The following is a 22,469-nucleotide window of genomic DNA, read 5'->3' on the forward strand; positions in this document are numbered from 1 at the left end:
AACATGGGAGACACTTTCGAGGATCTGGCCAGGCCCCCGGCAAGCCAGTCGAATACCGGAGCTGTCAGCGACGACTGAAACTCATGGATTCGATGGAGACTACCGGGGACTGCTCTGTGTGGGGGTTCTTTCATTCCAGTCTCCGAGCTGCATGCCGACGCGCTGACGCGGGCACATGGGGCATGGCAATCGCCGGACACATCGATCCCACGAGAATGCACTGATGGCAGGGCCTTCTCGATGTTTGCCAGCACCACTACATGGTGATCGTTCGTCCGAATTCGAGCCCCCCGGTGACCAGAAGGCGACGGGCGGAGGCTGTGACATCGTGTGATATCGCCCGGTTGCGGGATGTGGGTGTGCGTCACCCGACCACAGCACCCCAGCGCATGAGAATGCACTGGTGGCAGGGCCTTCTCGATGTTTGCCTGCACCAATACATGGTGATCGTCTGACCAGATTCAGGTGCGTCTAGGCGAGGGCGATGCGTCAGGGGGTGTGGTCCAGTTTTTCCAGGGCTACTGCGCGGCGCATGGTTTCGCGGGCTCGGGTGCGGTCGCCGGCGTAGTCGTAGGCGCGGGCCAGGCGGTAGGAGACGCGCCAGTTGTCGGGGTCGGCCTCCCATTCCTGTTTGACCTTGTTGAAGAGTTCGTCCGCGGCGGCTCGTTCGATGCGGCCGGAGGGGCGGCGCGGGAGGTCCGAGGTGTCGAGTTCGAGGCCCTCGTCGCGGATGCGGCGGGCCAGGTGTTGGTGTGCCAGGGCCGCACGGACGGTGGCGACGACGATCCAGACGCCGAGCAGCGGCAGGATCAGGACGCCGATGCCGATGACGACGGCGGCGAGGTCGCCGGAACCGATGAGGCTGAGCGCGATGCGGCCGAGCAATACGAAGTAGAAGCCGAGCACGACGACCAGGGCCGCGACGAATGCGACGACCTTGCGGACGTCGGTGCCGCGCGCGTCGGTGTCCGAGCCCTGGTCTTCCGGCTGGACCGGTTCCTGTGTCACAGATCCAGGAACGGGTCGAGCCCGACGGTCAGGCCTGGGCGATTGGCGATCTCGCGGACGCCGAGCAATACGCCGGGGGCAAAGGAGGAGCGGTCGATGGAATCGTGGCGGATGGTGAGGGTTTCGCCCTGGGTGCCGAAGAGCACCTCCTGGTGTGCGACGAGTCCGGCCAGGCGCACCGAGTGCACCCGCACGCCGTCGACATCGGCGCCGCGCGCGCCCTCGAGTTCCTGGGTGGTGGCGTCGGGGCTGCGGCCGACTCCGGCCTTGTCCCGCGCGGCGGCGATCAGGCCCGCGGTGCGATATGCGGTGCCCGAGGGCGCGTCGACCTTGTTCGGGTGATGCAGTTCGATGACCTCGACCGAGTCGAAGAACCGCGCCGCCTGCTCGGCGAAGCGCATGGACAGCACGGCGCCGATGGCGAAGTTCGGGGCGATGAGCACACCGGTCTCCGGCCGCCCGGCCAACCAGCCGCGCACCTCGTCGAGGCGCCCCTCATCGAATCCGGTGGTCCCGACGACCGCGTGAATTCCGCGCTCCACCAGGAACTTCAGATTCCCCATCACCACATCGGGATTGGTGAAGTCGACGACCACCTGCGTGTCCGACTCGGTGAACGACTCGAGCGAATCGTCCTTGTCGACGGTCGCGACCAACTCCAGATCGTCGGCCGCCTGCACTGCCGCACAGATCGCCTGACCGACTTTCCCCCGCGCACCGAGCACTCCGACCCGTATGGTCACCGCCACCGCACCTCCTGGTTCCACTTCCGTACCGCAACCCTATCGAGCCCACGCGCGCCCCGGTCGCCGACCTCCCGCGGCGCGCGGCCGATCGCGCACGACTGCGCCTCGCTGACGCTCGGCTCCGTTGTGCGCGATGGCGCACTGTGCTGATGGTTCACTCGCCGGCGTTCGCTCACGCGACCTGCGCGCCCGACATGTTCGCGACCATCTGCTCGAGCGTTCGGATTGTCTCGGCGTACCGCTCGTCGGTGATGCCCTCGACCATGGCGCGGCGGCGCTTGCGGATGCGGACGAAGGCTTGGTCGTGAACGCTGCGACCCGCATCGGTCAGCTCCAACGTGCCCGCGTTGTCGACCATCAGGCCGCGATTCACGAGTCCGGTGAGCTCCGCCTCCCATTCGCTGTCGTGTTCCCAGAAGGGCGCGAGACCATCGCGCACCTCGGCGGCCGGACGCACACCGTCGGCCAGCGAATGGACCATCTGCCAATGCCTGCGACTCAGCTCGCCGGCAGCGAGGTCCTCCTCGAATCGCTCATTGATCAGTCGATCCAGCTCCTTCAGCAAGTACCCGATCATGCGTTTCTCGGCCATGGCTCCTCCGCTTACATGTAGAATTACAACTATATGTAATATGACATGAAAGTGGGCGGGATGGAAGAGCGCGATGCGGTGACCGCGGCCGTCGAGTCGGCGATGGTGCGGATCCGGCGGCGACAGACCCGCGGGGCACTCGGCAAAGATTCGCCGGTGCCGATCGCGGTGTTCCGGGTGCTGGACGCCGTAGCCGGCGCGAATGCGGACACCGTCGGAACCCTGGCCCCAGCATTGGGCGTCGATCAGCCACGCGCGAGTCGCCTTGTCGCCCAGGCAGTTTCATCCGGCCACCTCGAGCGGGTGGCGGATCAGCAGGACGGCAGGCGAGCCGTCCTACGACTGACCGCCGCCGGACGCGCCGCCGTAACCGCAGCGCGCGACGGACGCCGCAGCGCCATGGCGGCAGCGATGGCGGAGTGGACCGACCGAGAGCGCACCGAATTCGCCCGCCTGCTCGGACGATTCGTCGACGCCCTCGACGAACGCCCCGGAGCGGGTACCTGAAAGCGGCCGCCGCGGAAGACCAGACCGGCTTCGCACGGTAGGCGGCGATGACAAGATCCCCGCACAGATGGTCGTCCGAGACCCGCGAGGCAACGCTCGGCGACGGTGTCCCGAGCGAGCCGGACCTGGCTGGTCCCACCGCCGCCGACCTCGGCCATGTCCTGCCACCGCGCCCGGAGCAACTTCAGGTCGCGCACCCACGCGACAACCGCGCAGGCCAGAGAGGACGAAACACCGCCGCGCGCTAATCGAAAACAATGACCTGCCGCAGCGCATGCCCGGCAGCGAGTTCATCCATGGCGCGGTTGATTTCGTCCAATCCGACGTGCGAGGAAACCAGCTTCTCGACGGGCAACCGACCCTCGCGCCACATGCGAACGTACTCCGGAATATCGCGGGAGGGCACCGCCGAGCCGAGGTAGCTGCCGATGATGGTGCGGCCCTGCGCAACCAACGCGAGGGGCGAAATGCTCGCACGGGCATCGGGGGCAGGCAGTCCGACGGTGACAGTCGTACCGCCGGGTCCTGTTGCAGCCACAGCGGTTTCGAACGCGCGGACATTGCCTGCGGCCTCGACCACGATATCCGCCTGGATACCCTGTTCCGCGAGTTCGGCCGGTGTATATGCGGTGCTCGCGCCGAGTTCCTTTGCGAGAGCCAGCTTTTCCGGCACGGTGTCGACGGCGATCACCTCGTGCGCACCGAGCGACACCGCGACGAGCACAGCCGCCATGCCGACGCCACCTAGCCCGACCACCATGATCCGATCTGCCACACCGGGTTTCGCGGAGTTGAGCAGCGCACCACCACCGGTGAGCACCGCGCAGCCCAGTACCGCGGCAACCTCCGGCGGCACATCGGCATCGACCGGGACCACCGATCGGCGGTCGACGACGGCGTGCGTCGCGAAGGCGGACACGCCGAGGTGATGGTGCACCTCCGCCCCCTCGCGGTGCAGCCGCCGCCCACCGTTCAATAGCTCACCCGCATTATTGGCAACGCTGCCCGGCCCACACGGCGTGCGGCCGTCACTGGCACAGCCCGCGCACTCCCCACAGCGCGGCAGGAAGGTCATCACCACGCGCTGCCCCACCGCGAGATCACTGCCGCCGGGCCCGATCGCTTCGACGATGCCCGACGCTTCGTGCCCGAGCAGCATCGGCACCGGTCGTACCCGGTTTCCATCCACCACCGACAGGTCGGAATGACACAGCCCGGCGGCCTCGATCCGCACCAGCAGCTCACCCGGCCCCGGCTCCCCGAGGTCCAGCTCGCAGACGGTGATCGGCGCCGACTCGGCGAACGGCGTGGGCGCTGCGATCCGCTCCAGGACCGCCCCTCGAATCTTCATTCCACCGACGCTACCGCGCAGCGTCACAGACAGAGAAGCGGGTCACAGCCGGACACGCGGTCGAGGAAACATGGTCGCGATCACTGAGAGTGGCACGGTGGGGAGTCATTCGCTAATCTCGACGCCCGTGACGGTGCTCCCGTAGGCCGCCTTGTACCGAGCCCGGGGTCGGGACCGTCACGACACAAGGAGAAATCCCCTGTCAGTTCAGTTCAATCACACCATTGTCGGATGTCGCGACAATCGGGTATCCGCCGAATTCTGGTCGGACATCCTGGGTTTGGAACTAGGAAAAGAGTGGGGCCCGTTCATCCCACTTCCCACGGGTAATGGAGTCACCTTCGACTTCGCGAACGTGCCGGAACACATCACCGAAATCCAGCCCCAGCATTACGCATTCCTGATCTCCGAGGCCGAGTTCGACGCGGCCTACGCCAAGATCCAGCGCTACAAGCTGGAGCATTGGGCCGACCCCCGCCAACAGGGTGTCAACGAGATCAACCACAACGATGGCGGTCGCGGCGTCTATTTCCTGGACCCCAGTGGCCACTTCTTGGAGCTGATCACCGTCCCGTACGGCGGTTGGCCGACGTAGTGCACACCGTCGGGGCAGCCGCCAACCGTAGCTGCCCCGACAGGTTGGTTCGAGAAGCCCGGCCTGTTCGCGCGGGTCGGCTGAGCGTCACACCGCAGCGGTCGGCGGCCAGGGATTGGGTTTGACGCTGGTCGGTTTGCGGGTCGGCGCGTCATCCCAATCGAAGTGGGTGCCCACCCAGGCCTTCGGGCGATCGAAGTGGGTTTCCTGGGCGGCGAAACGGGTGCCGACGAAGGAGATGTCGCCGAAGAAGTCGCCTTCGGTGAAATCGACTACGCGCCCGCCGAGTACGGTGCGCGGGAATCTGACACCGCCGTGGAATTCGGCCTGCGAGAAGTCGGTTTCGCGAGTGCCCCTGTTGCGTAGTCGATTCGGCGTACCGATCTTCGCCTCGTCGAAGGCGGTGAGCGTGGCGTAGAACTGTGCGGCCTTGAAGGTGATACGGGGGCTTGCTAATTCGGCGCGGTCGAAGGCGATGTGCTCACCGTCCAGGACCGTACGCTCGAAGGAGGTCAGCTCTGCCTGGAACCTTGTGTCCTGAAATGAGGTTCGAGAGCCTAGGAAGCGAGCTCCGGCGAATGTCGTGCGTGGGCCACTGAAGCTGACGCCCTCGAACGACACCGAACCTTCGAAGGTGACACCGGCGAAGGTGGTTCCGAATCCAGCCAATTCGGCCTTCTCGACGCGATTCGTCCCGAACTCCGCCCGGTCGAACGACACTGGTCCGTCCCGGAAGCTCGCATCGCGGAACGTGACGTGCGGACCCACGAAAAGCGCTCGCTCGAACATGGTTTTATCGCTGAACACCACGCGCGCAAAAGACGTATGCCTGCCCGCGAATACGGCGTACCGGAAGTCGGCCTTCTCGATGACCGCGCCGTTGAAGGTGAAGTCGCGTGCCGACCAGGAGATATCCGCGGACCGCTTCAGATGGTCGGCGATCACCTTGACAATGGTGCGGCGCACCTCGCGATCGTTCTGCCGGAACTGGTAGACCCGTTCGATCTTGGTGCCCGCCTCATCGGCCGATTCAGCCCGCGAGACAAGATGGTTGGATCCACCGGCCGCATCATAGGGCAGCCGCAAATACCCGCACAGCACATCGATGCACTGCTGCCTGCGACTCGGTGCTGAGAACTCGTCGGCGACACCCGCCATCGCATACACCCCGGCGATCCGAACAGCCGGGTCCGCATCCCCCAACTGCCGCGCCGCCGCACCGAACAACTCCGCGAACCGCCCGCGCTCCAGATCCCGCTGCCGCCGATACGCCACCACCAGCGCGACCGCTCCACCAACCCCGGCGGCCACCGACAGCGCGATCTTGGTGAGGTCCAACTGATTCGGCGTCTCAGCCTTCGCACCCAAGAGCCACCACAACAACCACCAGGTCAGCCCGGCAATCACCAATCCACCGGCAACCGCACCCAACACCGCGAGCAACAGTGCCGCGCGGTGTAGTCGGTTGCCGAACCGCCCCCATCGCATCACCGAATGGTAGCCGGATTGTCGCTCGCCGACTACCGCACAAGATCGGCTACCCCTGCGCCCCTTGCGTTTTCGCTTCCTGGTTCCGGCGCAGCCCGAGCGCCGCCGCCACCAGGCAGGCGAAGGCGACCGCACCGACGAACCATGGGAACACTTCGCTCAGACCCCATTCGGTGGCCGCCCAGCCGGCGAGGATGGTCGGCAGCGCCATGGCGGTGTAGGCGAGCAGGTAGTACGCCGACATGGTCTCGCCGCGCTTGTGTTGCGGCACAACCTCGGACAGATGCCGCAGCGAACCACCGAAGCCGAGTCCGAAGGTCGCGCCGAGCAATACTCCGGCCAGCAGCACCACTACCCAGTTGCCGGTGTGCAATGCGGGCACGGTGAGCACCAGTGCCACCGCCATGCCGGTATCACCGCCGATTGCCGCGCGCCGCGCCGGAATTCCGGTCGCGAACAGCTGGGCCGTGGCACCGGCCACCGCGGTCGACGCGACGACCGCGCCACCGAAGACCAGATTGTGGATGCCGGTCTCCGCCGAGGCGAGCGACGGATACAGCGACAGCAGTACGCCCAGCACCGACCAGGCCGCCATCACACCCAGCGCGGAGAACCAGAAGTCACCGCGAATCTCCTGCGGCACCGCTGGTTTCGCGATCGTGATGCGTCCGGCGATCCGAGCGGTATGCGGTTCCCGCAATGCGACGACACCAAGGCCGATGAGCAGGCACACCACCGTGATGACGACATACGGCGTGCGCAGCGGATGCGGCGCGTACTGCGCCAGCAATGCCGAACCCAGAATCGCCACGGCCATACCCACATTGAAGGCAACACCACTGAGCTGACCGGACCGCGCACCGTGCTTCGGCCGCAGATCCAGCAGTGCCGCGGCACCGGCGACCACCGTCGAGCCGACTGCCAGCCCGTGCAGCGCCCGCGCAATCAACAGCATCGCGACATTGTCGGCCAACAGGAACACCACCAGCCCGATGATCATGGTGGCGAATGCGCCGAGCAGCACCGGCTTACGACCGACCACATCGGAGATACGACCGGAAACCAGCACCGCGGCCAGCGCCGCGAATGCGTATACCGCGAAGACGAAGGTCGTCGTGAGCGGCGTGAAATGCCATTCCTTCTGATACATGCCGTACAGCGGCGCGGGCACCCCGGAGACGCCGAGCGCCACGCCACTCGCCGCCAGAATCAGCGCATAGGCCCAGCGCTGAGAGGTCTGCTGGTCGGCCGCCACCGTCATTGTCGCTGCCATCGGAACCCCGATCAGGTAAGTTTGATGATGATCGAACTTCAATAGACGATACAGCCGGTACGATAACCATCAAACCACTGTGAGGTAGATCATGACCGAAACTAAGGAATCGGCCGCCGAGGCACCTCCGGTCGCCTCGTTACCCGCCGTGCTCGGCGCCCTGCAGGATCCGGTCCGACTGGAGATGGTGCGCCGGCTGAGCAATGCGGGCACCGCCGTGCGCTGCGGTGCGCTCTATGAGGTGATCAACAAGTCGACCGCCACCCATCACTTCAAGATTCTGCGCGAAGCCGGTGTCATCGAGCGACTGATTATCGACGGGCAGACCTGCCAGCGCTTGCGTTCCGAGGACCTCGACAATGCCCTGCCCGGATTGCTGCCCTCGATCGTCGAGGCCGCCAACCGCGCCCGCAACGACTGATCTAACGCGTGGGGGTCGGCAGCGGCGGCGCCGTGAAATGGAACGTCGGAACGGGCGGCGGTGTGAAGTGGAAGGTCGGAACGGGCGGCGGTGACTTCGGGGCGGTCGGCACCGGAGTTCGCTCATCGCTGCGGAAGGTCTGCGTCGCGGTCTGCTGCGAACCCCACCAGATCGCGAGCGCCATCAACGCCGCGACCAACAGCACGCCCCCGACATACGCGTCGAACATCCGCCACCGGTACTCCAGCGCCTGCACCAGCAGAATCTCGAGCAGCAACGTCACAACCACAATGCCCACGATGGCGACGAACACCCCGAACGCCGCGGGCTGGCGAGACCAATGCCGAAGCGCGGCAAGCATTCCGACGAGTAGCAGCCCGCCACCGATCACGATGATCACGCTCAGCAGCGCGAACTCCTCCCCCGCACTGCGATCCGACTCGCCGTCGCGCCGCACGACCCACGCCCCGAACAGCATCAGATGCGCCAGCGCGGCACCCACCACCCCGACCAGCACTACGACGTACCCGCCGCGCACATCCACGGCCGACCAATCCGATCGCAATACCAGCGCACCGATATCGGCGACGAAACTCGAGAGCAACCCGATCACCAACGCCGACAGCGCTTCCGGACGCCCCAGCAGCCGCTTGCGCATATATCCCCGCGGCAGCTGACTACTCAGCTTCCGGAACACGCCGAACCACGCACCCAGGACACCCACGAACAGCGCCGGTGTCAGCACCCGCATGCCCCCCGCGGGAATCCACATCGATAGGAAGACCACGGCGGCCGCGAAGAACCACACCCAAGCGGCCAGCCTGATCAGCGCCCGCCACATGATTTCGGCGAGCAGCCGGCGTGCACCCGCATTGCCCGGATTCGAGCCGAGCAGTCCACGCAGCGTCGCGACCGCCTTATCCCTGGTCGCGATGTTCTCGAAGTCCAGCCGCGCGCGGGTCTGCAGCAGTTCGGCATGCGTCGGATCCTCGGCGAGACCGGCCTCGACGTGGCGTCGGGCCGCATCCGAATCATGTAGTCGCCGATAGGTTTCCGCGGCGTGGGCGTGTGTGTCCGCATGTGCGGGGGCGAGTTGCGTCGCCCTTTCGAGAGCATCGCGGGCTTCGGCTCGCGGTTTATCGGAGGTTGCCGCATCGGCGATGACCCGAGCCAGCACCAGCAGGGCGGCGACATTGTCGGGCGCCAACCGGGTCGCCATGCGGGCGTGCCGTTGTGCTTCGTCACGCATGGTGTAGGCGTCGTAGGCCAGGGCCGCGGTCAGGTACGCGTCGATGCGCGCCGGATCGGCGGAGATCGCCGCGGTCGCATAGCGCAGCGCCTCGTCGGTCTGATCGAGTCGATAAGCGATGTCGGCCATGCGTTCCAGCAACACCGGATCGTGCGGTCGCTCGACCAATGCCTCGCCGATGATCCGGCGCGCCTCGTCGAGCCGTCCGAGTTCGACCGCCACCTCCGCACGCCCCAGCGCCGATCCCGTCATATCCACCCCGATCGGATCAGTGGCCGGCGCGAATCGCACCGGCCACCAGGTTGATCTACCTCAGTCCTCGACCAATCGCCGCACCGCGGCGGGCAAGTCCCGGGTACGCCGGTACGGTCCGGCCACCGAGGCCGCGAATGGTCGCGCCAGCAGGGTGCGGGCGATCGCGGAAACCTCATCGGTGGTCACCGCATCGATGCGCGTCAACGTCTCCGAGACGCTGCGGTGGTTGCCGTAACTCAGTTCACTGCGACCGATCCGGTTCATCCGAGATGCCGAATCCTCCAGACCGAGCACCAGTCCGCCACGCAACGACCCCTTGGCGCGCGCGCATTCCGCGTCGGTAATGCCATTGGCCGCAATCTCTTCCAACACCCCGCGCGCCAATGTCGCCACCTTGCCGAGGTTTTCCGGCTGACAGCCGATGTACACCGAGAACGCGCCGGTATCGGCGAAGGTGTCGACGCTGGAATACACCGAGTAAGCCAGTCCGCGTTCCTCCCGAATGCGTTGGAACAGCCGCGAACTCAGGCCACCGCCGACCACGGTATTGAGCACCGACAGCGGCCAGCGCCGCTCCCCCTCGTGCCGCCCGAAGGCGCGCACGCCGAAGGCCAGATGTGCCTGTTCGCTGTCGCGATGGCACCAGTGCAGCTCAGGTACGCTGTGCGGCCGGAAGCGGCCCTCGCGACGGCGGGCCGGCTCGGCGGTCGGGTCGAGCCGGGGCGCGAATGCGCGATGCACCAATTCCACGGTGTGGTCGTGCTCCACATTGCCCGCGACCGCGACCACCATCCGGTCCGGCCGGTAGCGCCGCAGATGGAAGCCGCGCAACTGCGCGGCATTCATCGCCTCGATGGTTTCGATGGAGCCGATCACCGGCCGCCCGATCGGATGATCACCGAAGAGCGCGGACAGGAATGCGTCGCCGACCAGATCCTCCGGATCGTCGTCGCGCATGGCGATCTCCTCGAGCACCACCTGCCGCTCCACGTCCACGTCCTCGGCCCGGCACAGGCCGTTGAGTACGACATCGGAGACCATATCGACGGCCAGTGGCAGATCCTCGTCGAGGACGTGGGCGTAGTAGCAGGTCTGCTCCTTCGCGGTGAACGCGTTGAGCTCGCCGCCGACCGCGTCCATCGCCTGCGCGATATCCAGCGCCGAACGCGTCGGAGTCGCCTTGAACAGCAGGTGTTCCAGGAAATGCGCGGCACCCGCGACGGTCGGTCCCTCATCGCGCGAGCCGACCCCGACCCAGACCCCGATCGATGCCGAACGCACGCCGGGCACATGTTCGGTGACCACGCGCAGCCCGCCGGGTAGTACGGTGCGCCGTACCCCCGCGTCGGTGCCCCGCATCTGGTCCATCCGCAGCTCCAGAGACGAACCCCCCTGCTCGCCGCGGAGCAGAGGGGTTGTCGTCTTCTTCTTCGTCACAGAGACAAGTACTACTCGGTCTCCGCCTGGCCCGCATCAACGGATTCGGCGGCCTCGGGCTCGTCGGCGTTCTCGTCGACCGGCACCAGCGAAATCTTGCCGCGGTTGTCGATATCGGCGATTTCCACGCGCAGCTTGTCGCCGACGTTCACCACGTCCTCGACCTTGGCCACGCGCTTGCCGTTGCCCAGCTTGGAGATGTGCACCAGGCCGTCGCGACCGGGCAGCAGCGAGACGAACGCGCCGAAGGCGGTGGTCTTGACGACCGTGCCCAGGAAGCGCTCGCCGACCTTCGGCAGCTGCGGGTTGGCGATGGCGTTGATCTGGTCGATCGCCGCCTGCGCCGCCGGGCCGTTGGTCGCACCGACGTAGACCGTGCCGTCGTCCTCGATGGAGATGTTGGCGCCGGTCTCCTCGGTGATCTGGTTGATCACCTTGCCCTTCGGGCCGATGACCTCACCGATCTTGTCGACCGGGATCTTGATCGCGGTGACGCGCGGTGCGTACGGGCTCATCTCGTCCGGGGTGGCGATGGCCTCGGCCATGACCTCCAGGATGGTGGTGCGGGCATCGTGCGCCTGGCTCAGCGCACCGGCCAGCACCTGCGAGGGGATACCGTCCAGCTTGGTATCCAGCTGCAGCGCGGTGACGAAGTCCGGGGTGCCCGCGACCTTGAAGTCCATGTCACCGAAGGCATCCTCGGCGCCGAGGATATCGGTCAGCGCGACGTAGCGGACCTCGTCCTCGCCCTTGTCGTTCTTGATGGTGTCCGACACCAGGCCCATGGCGATACCGGCGACCGGCGCCTTCAGCGGCACACCGGCGTTCAGCAGCGACAGGGTCGAGGCGCAGACCGAACCCATCGAGGTGGAACCGTTGGAGCCCAACGCTTCCGAGACCTGACGGATGGCGTACGGGAACTCCTCCTGGCTCGGGAGAACCGGGATGAGCGCCCGCTCGGCCAGCGCGCCGTGGCCGATCTCGCGACGCTTCGGCGAACCGACGCGACCGGTCTCACCGGTGGAGAACGGCGGGAAGTTGTAGTGGTGCATGTAGCGCTTGGAGGTCTCCGGGCCGAGCGAGTCGACCTGCTGGGCCATCTTCACCATGTCGAGGGTGGTGACGCCCATGATCTGGGTCTCGCCACGCTCGAACAGCGCCGAGCCGTGGGCGCGCGGGATCACGGCGACCTCGGCCGACAGGGCACGGATATCGGCCAGCCCGCGACCGTCGATGCGGAAGCCGTCGGACAGGATGCGCTGGCGCACCAGCTTCTTGGTGACCGAGCGGAATGCCGCGCCCAGTTCCTTCTCGCGACCGGTGAAGTCGTCGGCCAGCCGGTCCAGCACGGCGAGCTTGATCTCGTCGATCTTCGCCTCGCGCTCCTGCTTGTCGGCGATGCTCAACGCCTCGCCCAGCTCACGCTTGGCGGTGCCCTCGACGGCCTCGTAGACATCGGCCTCGTACGGCGGGAAGAGCGGGAACTCCTCGGTCGGTTTGGCGGCCAGCGAGGCCAGATCCTGCTGCGCCTTGCACAGGCGGGCGATGAACGGCTTGGCGGCCTCGAGGCCCTGCGCCACCACGGCCTCGGTCGGCGCCTGCGCACCGTCGGCGACCAGCGCGATGACCCTATCGGTGGCCTCGGCCTCGACCATCATGATGGCCACGTCACCGGATTCGACAACGCGACCGGCGACAACCATGTCGAAGACCGCGCCCTCGAGCTGTTCGACGGTCGGGAACGCGACCCACTCGCCGTCGATCAGCGCGACGCGCACGCCGCCGACCGGGCCGGAGAACGGCAGGCCAGAGATCTGGGTGGACGCGGATGCGGCGTTGATGGCCACGACGTCGTACAGGTCGTTGGGGTCCAGACTCAGCACGGTGACCACGACCTGGATCTCGTTGCGCAGGCCGTCGACGAAGGACGGACGCAGCGGACGGTCGATCAGACGGCAGGTCAGGATCGCGTCGGTGGAGGGGCGGCCCTCACGACGGAAGAACGAACCCGGAATGCGGCCCGCGGCGTACATGCGCTCTTCGACATCGACCGTCAGCGGAAAGAAGTCGAACTGATCCTTGGGGTGCTTGCCCGCGGTGGTCGCGGACAGCAGCATGGTCTCGTCGTCCAGGTAGGCGACGACCGAACCGGCGGCCTGGCGGGCCAGCCGGCCGGTCTCGAAGCGGACGGTGCGGGTTCCGTAGGTGCCGTTATCGATCAGCGCGACGGATTCGAACACACCGGGTTCGACCTCGATGGCCGAAGATGTAGTTGTTTCAGACATTTTTCTGCTCTCAACCTCTCGTCTTCGCCGGATCGAGCGCCGGGTAGGCGCGATCCAGCTCTCGTCAGCCGTACCGGATACGGACGCGCAGCAACCCTCCTGGCTGCGACGCGCGCACCCGGCCGAATCCCCTTGGAAACGGCGACGCGGAGGCGGTCATCGATCGAAGCCCGCCGGCGACTGCTCGCCTGCCGGGAGGCCACTACCGAAGACCGACGCCACGCGGGCGGGTGCATACGGCTGTGCAATGTTGTCGTGCAAACGGGGAGTAAATAACCCCTCATACACATATAGCCAACGGGGAGATTGTACTTCTCCCCGTTGGCCGGTCTGTCGACTACCCGAGGTAGCCGGTGTGTCGAAGGATCAGCGACGCAGACCCAGGCGCTCGATCAGCGAACGGTAGCGCTGGATGTCCTTGTCGGCGAGGTACTTCGACAGGCGCTTGCGACGACCGATCAGCGCCATCAGGCCGTGGCGGGTGTGGTGGTCGTGCTTGTGCTTCTTCAGGTGCTCGGTGATGTCGGCGATCCGCTTGGACAGCAGCGCGATCTGCGCCTCCGGGGAACCGGTGTCCTTCTCGTGCAGGCCGTAATCGGCGAGAATGGCCGACTTCTGCTCGGTGGTCAGCGCCATGGGGCATCCACTCCTATTTCTCAGTGCCGCGCTCGAGGATTCCGGTTACCCGGCCGGGTGCCGCCGCGGACCGCAGCAAACCCGAGGATCCACCTTACCCGACACCGCCGCGCCGACCGAATCCGGTCAGGAGTCGGCGGCGGCGAGGACCTTGCGGGCGTTCTCGACGTCGCGCCCCATCGCCTCGAGAAGTTGGTCGATGGAATCGAATTTGCGCATACCGCGCAGATGCTCGACGAAATCCACCGCGACGTGCTGGCCGTACAGATCCGCCTCACCGTCGAGTACGTAGGCCTCGACGGTGCGCGCGCGCCCGGAGAAGGTGGGGTTGGTGCCGATCGAGATCGCGGCCATCGCGCGCTCACCCGGCGTCACGGTGCCGATGGTCGGGCCGGGACCCAGCACGGTGAACCAGCCCGCGTAGACGCCGTCGGCCGGAATCGCGGCGTACATCGGCGGCGCGATGTTCGCGGTCGGGAAGCCCAGCTCACGGCCGCGGCCGTCGCCGTGCACGACCACGCCCTCGACCCGATGCGGACGGCCGAGCGCCTCGGCGGCCGCGGCCATATCGCCCGCGTCGACGCAAGCACGGATGTAGGTGGAGGAGAAGGTGACCGCGTGCTCGCTGAGCAGTTTCACGCCGTCGACCTCGAAGCCGAAGCGCTCACCCAGCTCACGCATGGTCTCGATGGTGCCCGCAGCCTTCTTACCGAAGGTGAAGTTGTCACCGACCACCACCTCGGTCACATGTAGCCGCTCGACCAGCAGATCGTGTACGTAGCGCCCCGGCGTCAGCTTCATGAATTCTTGGGTGAAGGGCATGACGCAGAACACGTCGACGCCGAGTTCCTCGGCCAATTCCGCGCGCCGGGTCAGCGTGGTCAACTGCGCCGGATGCGAGCCGGGGCGCACCACTTCCATCGGGTGCGGATCGAAGGTCATCAACACCGCCGGAACACCCCGCGCGGCAGCGGACTTCACGGCCCTGCTGATCAGCTGCGCGTGGCCACGATGCACACCGTCGAATACGCCGATCGTGAGCACGCACCGCCCCCAGTCCGCGGGTACGTCATCGAGGCTCCGCCATCTCTGCACAGTCCGCAGCCTACGCAAAACGAGGGGCGAACAGTATTCGGAGGTGTCGATCCGCACTCCGGCCCGAGCCCCGTGTGTACATGGGGTGAATTGCGGGTTCAGCTGGGTGACGCCTGTTCAAGTGTCTGGATGTGTGAATCGGGAGCCCAATGCATAAGCTCGAAGATGTGCCCGGTAAACGAGACATCGCAACCCGACGCGAGCTGGCCGACACCGCAGCGCAGCCGACCGAGACCACAGGCCCCCACGGCAGCACCGCGACGATTGCGCCGGAGCTCACCTCGGTCGCCCAGGACTATTTGAAAGTGATCTGGACCGCTCAGGAGTGGTCGCAGGAAAAGGTATCGACGAAACTGCTCGCCGAACGGATCGGCGTCTCGGCCTCCACCGTCTCCGAGGCGGTACGCAAGCTCGCCGATCAAGGCCTTGTCGAACACGCACGGTACGGATCCATCACCCTCACCGAACACGGGCGTCGTGCCGCGGTCGCCATGGTGCGCCGGCATCGGCTGATCGAGACATTCCTCGTCAACGAACTGGGCTACGGCTGGGATGAGGTGCACGACGAGGCCGAGGTGCTCGAGCACGCCGTCTCGGAACTGCTGATGGCCCGTATCGACGCGAAACTCGGCTATCCGGACCGGGATCCGCACGGCGATCCCATTCCCTCGGTCGACGGTGCGGTGCCGACGCCGCCCGCTCGCCAGCTCAGCGACTTCCGCGCGGACGAATCCGGCCATGTCGCACGGATTTCCGATGCCGATCCGGATATGCTGCGCTACTTCGATTCGGTCGGCATTGCCCTCGATACGCCGATCGTCGTCGTGGAACGCCGAGATTTCGCGGGCACCATCGCGATTCGCATCGGGGACCGCACCATCGATCTCGGCCGCCCTGCGGCCGAAGCCATCTGGCTCAGCGACTGACGGTCGCGTGCCAGTGGTGACGATTCGTTGTCACCACCGCACGCCGCCGCGGCCACCGCGTCCGCGGCAAGAACAAACTCCGATACCCACCTATCGCATGGTCGGGCCTCGGAGTTAGCACAGGTCAAGCCCCATAGAAATTTCGCGCGCCGAATCGGTCAGCGTGACAGGAAATCCAGCAGCGCACGGAATTCGGACGGCGACAGGTAGCCGTCCCCGTCCGTATCCGCCGCCGCGAGCAGCGACTCGGCGGGCTCGTCGATCAGCCCGGCACCGACATGGCGAATCAGGGATTCGAGTTCTTCGACCGAGATCTTGCCGTCACCATTGATATCGAAGACCGTGAAGGCCGCATCGGCATCGGTGACCTCGATACGGCCGCCGACCAGTGCGGCATCGAATTCGGCTCGGGAGACCAGGAAGTCGCCATTGGTATCGGCAGCGGCGACCATCCGTTCGACGGCCTCGTCATCGACTTCCAGTCCGAGCGAACGGATTCCGGTGACTATGTCCTCGACGGACACCAGACCGTCGCCGTCCCGGTCCCAGAGCTCGAACGTATCGACCGGTTGTCCACTCATTGCCCCACAGCCTTCGTCGCACTGTCTACCGCGCCTACTGTACGGATCGCCGTGCCAGTTCACGCATAGCCACTGACTACCTCGCACAGGGCACACCCTGTGCGAGGTAGTCAGTGGCTATGTGACACCGGTCAGCCAACGGCGGGCACGCGGCCGGCGGTGAAAGCGGTGCGCTTTTCGTGGGCGGCGGTTAGCCAGAAGAAGATCGGGGGGAGCGCGAATTCTATTGCGGTGAGGACGATTTGGAACCAGTGCGGCCAGCCGTGGACGGCGACCGAGATCAAGCGGGCGATGCCGCTCAGCAGGAAGATTCCGGCGAGCCAGCGCACCGCGAGTGCGGAGATCGGATTTTGGCGGGCTGCCCAGATCCAGGCGAGGCCGTAGCCGACGAAGATGCCGCCGAAGAAGCGAGTCTGACTGTCGGCGGTGACGCCGGAGGAGCCCATATCGGGGATGCCGTCGATTCCGGCGGCCATGTGGAATATGCCGATACCAACGATGACAACACCCATCGCCATGGACAGCCATTTGAGTGCCGAGGTCATGAATTCCTCCCTTCACTAGTAGACGTATGTCTACTAAACCGACCCTACGACGCTTAGTAGACATACGTCAACTAAGCTTGCAGGGGTGACCCGCCGCCGCCTCGCCCCCGACGAACGCCGCCGCCTGCTGCTGGACGCGGGCGCGAAACTGTTCGCCGAACGCGCCTACGACGCGGTGCTGATGGAGGATGTCGCGGCGGCGGCCGGTGTTTCGCGCGCCCTGCTCTACCGGCACTTCCCGACCAAACGCGACCTTTTCGCGGGCGTCTACCAACTGGCCGCCGATCGCCTGCTGGTAGCCACGAAACTCGATACCCAAACCCCGCTGCCCGAACAGCTCGCGGCCGGACTCGACGAGCACTTCGACTATTTCGAGGCCAATGCGAATACAGTGGTGGCCGCCAATCGCCTGCTCGCGGGCGATCCGACCATCCAGGCGATCATCTCGGGCGAACTCGGCGAACTCCGGGTGCGTCTGCTCGACGTCATGGGCGTCGAAGGCCATCTCCGCGAGCTCACCTCATCGGTGCTGATGGGCTGGCTGACCTTCGTCCGGGTGCTATCGGTCGACTGGCTGGAAAACCGCACCTGCACCCGCACCGAACTCCGCGAAATCTGCGTCGGCGCGCTGCTCGGCGCGCTGGAACCGCTCGGCGCGGTTAAAGATTCGACGGACGCACGACCATGACCGAGGCCGCGCGCTTACCACTCTCCTGCAATAGCGCGATCGCACGTCCGGACGGGTCGATGGCGGCGTAGACACTGGAGATGCCGACCGGCTCGAGCCAGCGACCGTTGCGCAGATCGTCGGCCTGCTTGTCATCGATATCGCGGTGCGGGAACGCGGTTCGGATGGCGTCGTCGATACCCAGACTCAACAGCGCATTCTCGGATTCGGCCAGTTCGTCGAGGGTTCTGGCGTGTTCGAGGGTGAACGGGCCGACCCTGGTCCGGCGCAAGGCGGTCAGATGGCCGCCGACGCCGAGTGCGGCGCCCAGATCGCGCGCGAGGGCACGAATGTAGGTACCCGACGAACATTCGACGACCACATCCAGATCGACGAACTCCGAAATATCGTGGCGGGCGAGGATATCGAAGCGCGAGACGGTGACCGGGCGAGCGGCGAGCTGGACCTCGGCACCAGCCCGGTGCCGGGCATAGGCGCGTTCGCCGTTCACCTTGATGGCGCTGACCGTGGCAGGCACCTGCTCGATATCGCCGGTCAATTTCGCAGTTTGCGTGGCGATTTCGACATCGGTGAGATGGGTCGCCGAGGCGGTCGAGAGCACTTCACCCTCGGCATCGTCGGTGGTGGTGGCCTGGCCGAGTCGAATGGTCGCGGTGTAGGCCTTGGTGGTCAGCGTGAGCAGGCCGAGCAGTTTGGTGGCGCGTTCGACGCCGAGGACCAGTACGCCGGTGGCCATCGGATCGAGCGTCCCGGCGTGGCCGATCTTCTTGGTGTGCAATAGTTTTCGACATTTCGCGACGACGTCGTGGCTGGTCCAGCCGCCGTCCTTGTCGACGATCAGCAGACCGCCGAGTGCGTCGATCCGTGTGTCGGCCATCAGTCGTGCACAATCGCGGTCAGGATGAGTCCGTCGCCGATCATCCAGCGGCCGTCGAAGGAAACCAGCGGCGCGCCACCGTCGGTGACCTGTCCCGGCACCAGGATCTGGCTCTGGAACGTACCCGCACCCGCGCCGTCGGAACTCTCATCGATGGTGAAAGTGATGTGGGCGTCTTCGAAGCCGAGCCAGCGCGCGGTCAATGGCCACCACGCCTTGTAGGTGGCTTCCTTCGCACAGAACAGCAAGCGGTCCAGGTGCAGACCGGAACCGTCGACCCGCGCCAACCAGTCCCGCTCGGGGGGCAGGCTCACCGAATCCAGCACGCCCTCGGGGAGTGTGCCGTGCGGTTCGGCGTCGATGCCGATCGAGCGGAACCGCAGCTTGTGGCCCAAGGCCGCCGCCCGGTAGCCGTCACAGTGCGTCAGGCTGCCGACGATGCCGCGCGGCCACACCGGCGCACCCCGCTCGCCCTTGCCGATCGCGACCGGAGCCTCACCCAGTTCCACCAGCGCCAGCCGGGCGCAGTGCCGAGCACCGATGAAGTCCCGGCGGCGCTTCTCCACCGACTTCTCGATGAGGTGCGCCTCGGCCGGATGCGGCTGCAGGTCTTCCGGATAGGCCAACAACTCGGCCGAGGCCACACCGGCAGGAAGAATTTTCTCGATCATCACTGATGAGCCTAGTCGAGCCGCCACCGACAAACGCCTGGGGAGGCACGGCGCATCACCCGCGCTCAACCTCTGCGGAGGAGTGGACCGAGCACTCGTTCTCGGTCCACATTCGCGGGATCGGAGCGCTGAGAACCAAGTCCTCTGGCCGCGCCGCCGTCGGACTCATACGCCGCGACGGCGCTCGGCCTTTTCGCGCATCTCGGCGGCCGCGGCCTCCATCTCGGGGGTGACCTTGAAATGGCCGCCCCATTTGTTCAGCGAACCCGGCGGGTAGTCGGGGGTCGGGAGGATTTGGCGCAACAACTGGTCGGGCAGTCCGCGACGCTGCCATTCGCGCGGGTAGCCGAGCGACACCTCTTCGAAGCGCACGCCGTCGTAGTAGGAGGTGCGCGGGATGTGCAGGTGGCCGTAGACCGAGCAGACCACGTTGTAGCTGGTGTGCCAGTCGGCGGTCAGATCGGTGCCGCACCAGAGGGCGAATTCCGGATACCACAGCACCTCGGTGGGCTGGCGGACCAACGGGAAGTGGTTGATCATCACGATCGGCGTCTCGGGTGCCAGCGCGTCCAGTTTCCGCTTGGTGACCTGCACTCGGGCGTGACACCAGGCATCACGGGTCAGATACGGATCCGGCGACAGCAGGAATTCGTCGGTGGCCACAACATTGCGTTCCCGGGCCAGGGCGAGGCCCTCGGCCTTCGTCTTGGTGCCCTTCGGCAGGAACGAGTAGTCGTACAGCAGGAACATCGGAACCAGCGTCACCTGACCGCCGTGCTGTTCGGACCCCGCGCCGGTCCACACCGGGAACGGATCCTCCGGTGTGACGACATCGAGGTCCCGGCAGATCGACACCAGGTAGTCGTAGCGCGCGACACCGTGCATCTGCACCGGATCCTTCGCCGTGGTCCACAATTCGTGGTTGCCCGGCACCCAGATCACCTTGGCGAAGCGGCCGCGCAGTAGCTCCAGCGCCCACCGGATATCGTCGGACTTCTCCCCGACGTCCCCGGCCACGATGAGCCAGTCCTCGGGCGAATCCGCCCGAATCTGCTCGACGACCGGACGATTCCCCTGGTGCCCGACGTGAATGTCGCTCACCGCCATCAACTTGGGTATCACCACACCTACATTGGCATATCCGCGGGAGTTACCGCAGTTCGGCTCGATGATCATGGCGATCCTGGTTCGAGTCCGCCCGCTAGCGACCGCGTTCGTAGGGCCGGTCCGGAGCCTCGATCCGCTGGTAGCCGGTGACGACGAGGGTGGGCGTGTGATCCGGATCCCGCTGAGCACTGCCGGTTTCGACAACACCCCTGACCTCGAGCCAGGCATCGTCGTCGATCACCTCCGGCATCCCCGACAGGTGCACCAGTACATACCGCGCATCAGCGACACAGCAGGTGATGACTACTCGCGCGAGATCCGCATCGGGCGTATCCGGATGCTGCTGCGCGAGATCCTTGGGCCGAATAATGAACCCACTGATAGTGACCTCACGACTGTCCAGCGAGTGACTGGAATCCTGAAGCGCCCGATCCACCAGATCCACAATCGGCAACCGCGGTGACGGCTCAGCCGACAGCGGCGGAAAAGCCCAGAGCTTCGGCTGCTCCGCAGCGATGTCGCGCGGGACGACCTGAACGGGCGAACTGGTTACCGCCGCCCCCGCGCCCAGCGCGGGTGGGGCGACGAGCAAGAGCGCGGCGACCGGTGCGAGCAATAACCACTGCGCGCGACCCGATCCGTGCTCATGATCGTGCTGCGCGGCGCCATGCCCGAACTGGTCACGGTCTACCACGTCACTGCTGCCGTGCACGTTGGCATCACCCAGCGCATTGTCGAGCATGTCGCTGGGTCGGGGCATGTTGATATGGCCGCGTACATCACTGTGGCCGTGCATGCCGGCTTGTTCGTCGGATACGGTGCCACGGCGGATATCTCGGATGATTGCCACCATGGCCAGCAGGATGAAGCCGACGCTGCTGATCAGTAGGAATGGGTAGAGGCTCGGTTTTACGTAGCGTAGGTAGCTGCCGTCGAGGGTTATCCACAGCACTGCGCTGCCGATGAGTAGCAACAGGAGGTTCTGTGTTCCTCGTTTCATCGGGCACCTCCCAGGAAGACGTATCCGGCGATCGTGCCGCAGGCCACGGCAACGGCGAAGGTCATGGGGGCGAAGCGCATCGCGAATCGGCGGCCGAAGCTGCCTGCCTGCATGGCGAAGAGCTTCACGTCCACGGCGGGGCCGACGACCAGGAATACCAGCCGTGGCAGCAGGGGCAGCGTCGACATGCTCGCGGCAACGAATGCATCGGCCTCCGAGCACAGCGCGAGCACGATCGCCAGCACCGCCATGATCAGGATCGCGACCACCATCTGTCCGGCCAACCGTTCGTACCAGGTGGGCGGAACCAGTACGTGCAGCGCGGCGGCGGCCGCGGCGCCGAGTACCAGAAATGCGCTGGCCTGCAAGAGATCGTGGCGCGCGGCCTCGGTGAAGACCTCCCACCGGGTTCGCCCCGTCACACAGTGGTCGCGACCGGTGCCACGCGGCAGCAGCCAGGCCGGGCGTCCGATTCGCGACCAGATCAGCCCCATCACCACCGCGGTGGCCAGTGAACCGGTGAACCGCGCGGCCACCATTCCCGGCTCGCCGGGAAAAGCCACCGCCGTGGCGATCAACACCACCGGGTTGATCGCGGGGGCCGACAGCATGAAGGCCAAGGCCACCGATCCGGGCGCCCCCTGGTCGGTCAGTCGTCGCGCCACCGGCACGACACCGCACTCACAGCCGGGCAGCGCCATCCCGGCCAACCCGGCGACGCCGATTGCGACAGATTCGTTGTGCGGCAATACCTTTCGCAGCAGCGCAGGTGAGACGAAGGCCGCGATACCACCGCTCACCAACACCCCCAGCGCCAGAAACGGCACCGCCTGCACGAAGACACCCGCGAAGATCGTCACCGCGGTCTGCAATCGCGCTGACGCACCCACCGCACGCACCAGCGGCGCCCGCAGAACCAGTCCGAGGGCGATCAGTGCGGCGAGCACATATGTCGAGGACACCCGCGTCCGTACCGAATTCACACCGTTCTGTGCGAGCACGTACCCATCCTGCCTTGCGCTGTCGCCGAATCCCGCTTGTCGCCGATCACCCCGCGTTGCGCCGCCCGCACATCGCCGCGAGCGATTCGGCGCGCGACGACCCGTCCGACCGATCCCGACCACCCGAACCGGCGG

At 66.1% G+C, this 22,469-nt stretch carries 23 protein-coding genes; 5 read left to right on the forward strand and 18 right to left on the reverse strand.

Going from position 1 to position 22,469, the window contains the following annotated elements; genetic code table 11:
• Positions 1-489 precede the first annotated feature (489 nt).
• The 3 genes from ACIBW7_RS13710 to ACIBW7_RS13720 all read right to left on the reverse strand — a co-directional run bounded on the left by ACIBW7_RS13710 (position 490) and on the right by ACIBW7_RS13720 (position 2,346).
• Positions 490-1,008 (reverse strand): hypothetical protein, encoded by a 519-nt coding sequence (locus ACIBW7_RS13710; protein ID WP_397046585.1) that lies wholly within the window; start codon positions 1,006-1,008, stop codon positions 490-492.
• Positions 1,005-1,751 (reverse strand): 4-hydroxy-tetrahydrodipicolinate reductase, encoded by a 747-nt coding sequence (gene dapB / locus ACIBW7_RS13715; protein ID WP_327100945.1) that lies wholly within the window; start codon positions 1,749-1,751, stop codon positions 1,005-1,007. Before dapB ends, ACIBW7_RS13710 begins: the two co-directional genes overlap by 4 nt.
• A 175-nt stretch (positions 1,752-1,926) precedes the next feature.
• Positions 1,927-2,346, reverse strand: a complete 420-nt coding sequence (locus tag ACIBW7_RS13720; RefSeq protein ID WP_397046586.1) for a hypothetical protein — start codon at positions 2,344-2,346, stop codon at positions 1,927-1,929.
• Positions 2,347-2,406: 60 nt separating this feature from the next.
• Between ACIBW7_RS13720 and ACIBW7_RS13725 the strand changes: the two genes are divergently transcribed.
• The gene (locus ACIBW7_RS13725) at positions 2,407-2,853 is read left to right on the forward strand and encodes a MarR family winged helix-turn-helix transcriptional regulator (protein WP_397046587.1); all 447 of its coding nucleotides are present in this window, start codon (positions 2,407-2,409) and stop codon (positions 2,851-2,853) included.
• Between the two features lie 244 nt (positions 2,854-3,097).
• On the opposite strand, the gene ACIBW7_RS13730 is transcribed toward ACIBW7_RS13725, so the two are convergent.
• Positions 3,098-4,204 carry a zinc-binding dehydrogenase gene (locus tag ACIBW7_RS13730; protein ID WP_397046588.1) on the reverse strand — a complete coding sequence of 369 codons (1,107 nt, stop codon included), beginning with the start codon at positions 4,202-4,204 and terminating at the stop codon, positions 3,098-3,100.
• A 199-nt stretch (positions 4,205-4,403) separates the two neighbouring features.
• Between ACIBW7_RS13730 and ACIBW7_RS13735 the strand changes: the two genes are divergently transcribed.
• Positions 4,404-4,799 (forward strand): VOC family protein, encoded by a 396-nt coding sequence (locus ACIBW7_RS13735; RefSeq protein ID WP_397047057.1) that lies wholly within the window; start codon positions 4,404-4,406, stop codon positions 4,797-4,799.
• Positions 4,800-4,886: 87 nt separating this feature from the next.
• Here ACIBW7_RS13735 and ACIBW7_RS13740 read toward each other — a convergent pair whose 3' ends face one another.
• A complete protein-coding gene (locus ACIBW7_RS13740; protein ID WP_397046589.1) occupies positions 4,887-6,287 on the reverse strand; it encodes a pentapeptide repeat-containing protein in 1,401 nt (466 codons plus the stop codon).
• Positions 6,288-6,336: 49 nt separating this feature from the next.
• On the reverse strand, positions 6,337-7,572 hold the full coding sequence (locus ACIBW7_RS13745; RefSeq protein WP_397047058.1) for an MFS transporter: 1,236 nt from the start codon (positions 7,570-7,572) through the stop codon (positions 6,337-6,339).
• 79 nt (positions 7,573-7,651) lie between these two features.
• Here ACIBW7_RS13745 and ACIBW7_RS13750 point away from each other — a divergent pair, with 79 nt between their 5' ends.
• Positions 7,652-7,981, forward strand: coding sequence for an ArsR/SmtB family transcription factor (locus tag ACIBW7_RS13750; RefSeq protein WP_397046590.1), 330 nt, complete (start codon positions 7,652-7,654; stop codon positions 7,979-7,981).
• Between the two features lies 1 nt (position 7,982).
• Here the strand turns inward: ACIBW7_RS13750 and ACIBW7_RS13755 are convergent, their stop codons facing one another.
• The 5 genes from ACIBW7_RS13755 to ACIBW7_RS13775 all read right to left on the reverse strand — a co-directional run bounded on the left by ACIBW7_RS13755 (position 7,983) and on the right by ACIBW7_RS13775 (position 14,938).
• Complete coding sequence (locus tag ACIBW7_RS13755) at positions 7,983-9,521, reverse strand: hypothetical protein (RefSeq protein WP_397046591.1); 1,539 nt, start codon at positions 9,519-9,521, stop codon at positions 7,983-7,985.
• A gap of 21 nt (positions 9,522-9,542) precedes the next feature.
• On the reverse strand, positions 9,543-10,853 hold the full coding sequence (locus ACIBW7_RS13760; protein WP_397046592.1) for a M16 family metallopeptidase: 1,311 nt from the start codon (positions 10,851-10,853) through the stop codon (positions 9,543-9,545).
• 80 nt (positions 10,854-10,933) lie between these two features.
• A complete protein-coding gene (locus tag ACIBW7_RS13765) occupies positions 10,934-13,207 on the reverse strand; it encodes a polyribonucleotide nucleotidyltransferase (protein WP_397046593.1) in 2,274 nt (757 codons plus the stop codon).
• A 366-nt stretch (positions 13,208-13,573) separates the two neighbouring features.
• Positions 13,574-13,843, reverse strand: a complete 270-nt coding sequence (gene rpsO, locus ACIBW7_RS13770; RefSeq protein ID WP_040692977.1) for a 30S ribosomal protein S15 — start codon at positions 13,841-13,843, stop codon at positions 13,574-13,576.
• A 126-nt stretch (positions 13,844-13,969) separates the two neighbouring features.
• Complete coding sequence (locus tag ACIBW7_RS13775; protein ID WP_397046594.1) at positions 13,970-14,938, reverse strand: bifunctional riboflavin kinase/FAD synthetase; 969 nt, start codon at positions 14,936-14,938, stop codon at positions 13,970-13,972.
• A 149-nt stretch (positions 14,939-15,087) separates the two neighbouring features.
• On the opposite strand from ACIBW7_RS13775, the gene ACIBW7_RS13780 reads away from it, so the two are divergent.
• Entirely contained in the window at positions 15,088-15,864 is a 777-nt protein-coding gene (locus ACIBW7_RS13780) for a metal-dependent transcriptional regulator (protein ID WP_040692983.1), read from the forward strand.
• Positions 15,865-16,022: 158 nt separating this feature from the next.
• On the opposite strand, the gene ACIBW7_RS13785 is transcribed toward ACIBW7_RS13780, so the two are convergent.
• Positions 16,023-16,445: an EF-hand domain-containing protein gene (locus tag ACIBW7_RS13785; RefSeq protein WP_397046595.1), complete on the reverse strand. Its 423-nt coding sequence runs from the start codon at positions 16,443-16,445 to the stop codon at positions 16,023-16,025.
• A 131-nt stretch (positions 16,446-16,576) separates the two neighbouring features.
• Positions 16,577-16,990, reverse strand: a complete 414-nt coding sequence (locus ACIBW7_RS13790) for a DUF4345 domain-containing protein (protein WP_397046596.1) — start codon at positions 16,988-16,990, stop codon at positions 16,577-16,579.
• 85 nt (positions 16,991-17,075) lie between these two features.
• Here ACIBW7_RS13790 and ACIBW7_RS13795 point away from each other — a divergent pair, with 85 nt between their 5' ends.
• Positions 17,076-17,678 carry a TetR/AcrR family transcriptional regulator gene (locus tag ACIBW7_RS13795; protein WP_397046597.1) on the forward strand — a complete coding sequence of 201 codons (603 nt, stop codon included), beginning with the start codon at positions 17,076-17,078 and terminating at the stop codon, positions 17,676-17,678.
• Here ACIBW7_RS13795 and truB read toward each other — a convergent pair.
• From truB to ACIBW7_RS13820, 5 genes are all read right to left on the reverse strand, one after another.
• Positions 17,650-18,555 (reverse strand): tRNA pseudouridine(55) synthase TruB, encoded by a 906-nt coding sequence (truB, locus tag ACIBW7_RS13800; protein ID WP_397046598.1) that lies wholly within the window; start codon positions 18,553-18,555, stop codon positions 17,650-17,652. The genes ACIBW7_RS13795 and truB overlap by 29 nt on opposite strands.
• Positions 18,555-19,226, reverse strand: a complete 672-nt coding sequence (gene npt, locus ACIBW7_RS13805; RefSeq protein ID WP_397046599.1) for a 4'-phosphopantetheinyl transferase Npt — start codon at positions 19,224-19,226, stop codon at positions 18,555-18,557. The genes truB and npt overlap by 1 nt, the downstream gene beginning before the upstream one ends.
• Before the next feature lie 165 nt (positions 19,227-19,391).
• Entirely contained in the window at positions 19,392-20,348 is a 957-nt protein-coding gene (locus tag ACIBW7_RS13810; RefSeq protein WP_397047059.1) for a metallophosphoesterase family protein, read from the reverse strand.
• 79 nt (positions 20,349-20,427) lie between these two features.
• Complete coding sequence (locus ACIBW7_RS13815) at positions 20,428-21,333, reverse strand: TIGR03943 family putative permease subunit (protein WP_397046600.1); 906 nt, start codon at positions 21,331-21,333, stop codon at positions 20,428-20,430.
• A complete protein-coding gene (locus ACIBW7_RS13820; RefSeq protein ID WP_397046601.1) occupies positions 21,330-22,334 on the reverse strand; it encodes a permease in 1,005 nt (334 codons plus the stop codon). Before ACIBW7_RS13820 ends, ACIBW7_RS13815 begins: the two co-directional genes overlap by 4 nt.
• Positions 22,335-22,469 lie beyond the last annotated feature (135 nt).

The organism is Nocardia sp. NPDC049526 (genome assembly GCF_044465765.1).
Lineage (GTDB): Bacteria > Actinomycetota > Actinomycetes > Mycobacteriales > Mycobacteriaceae > Nocardia.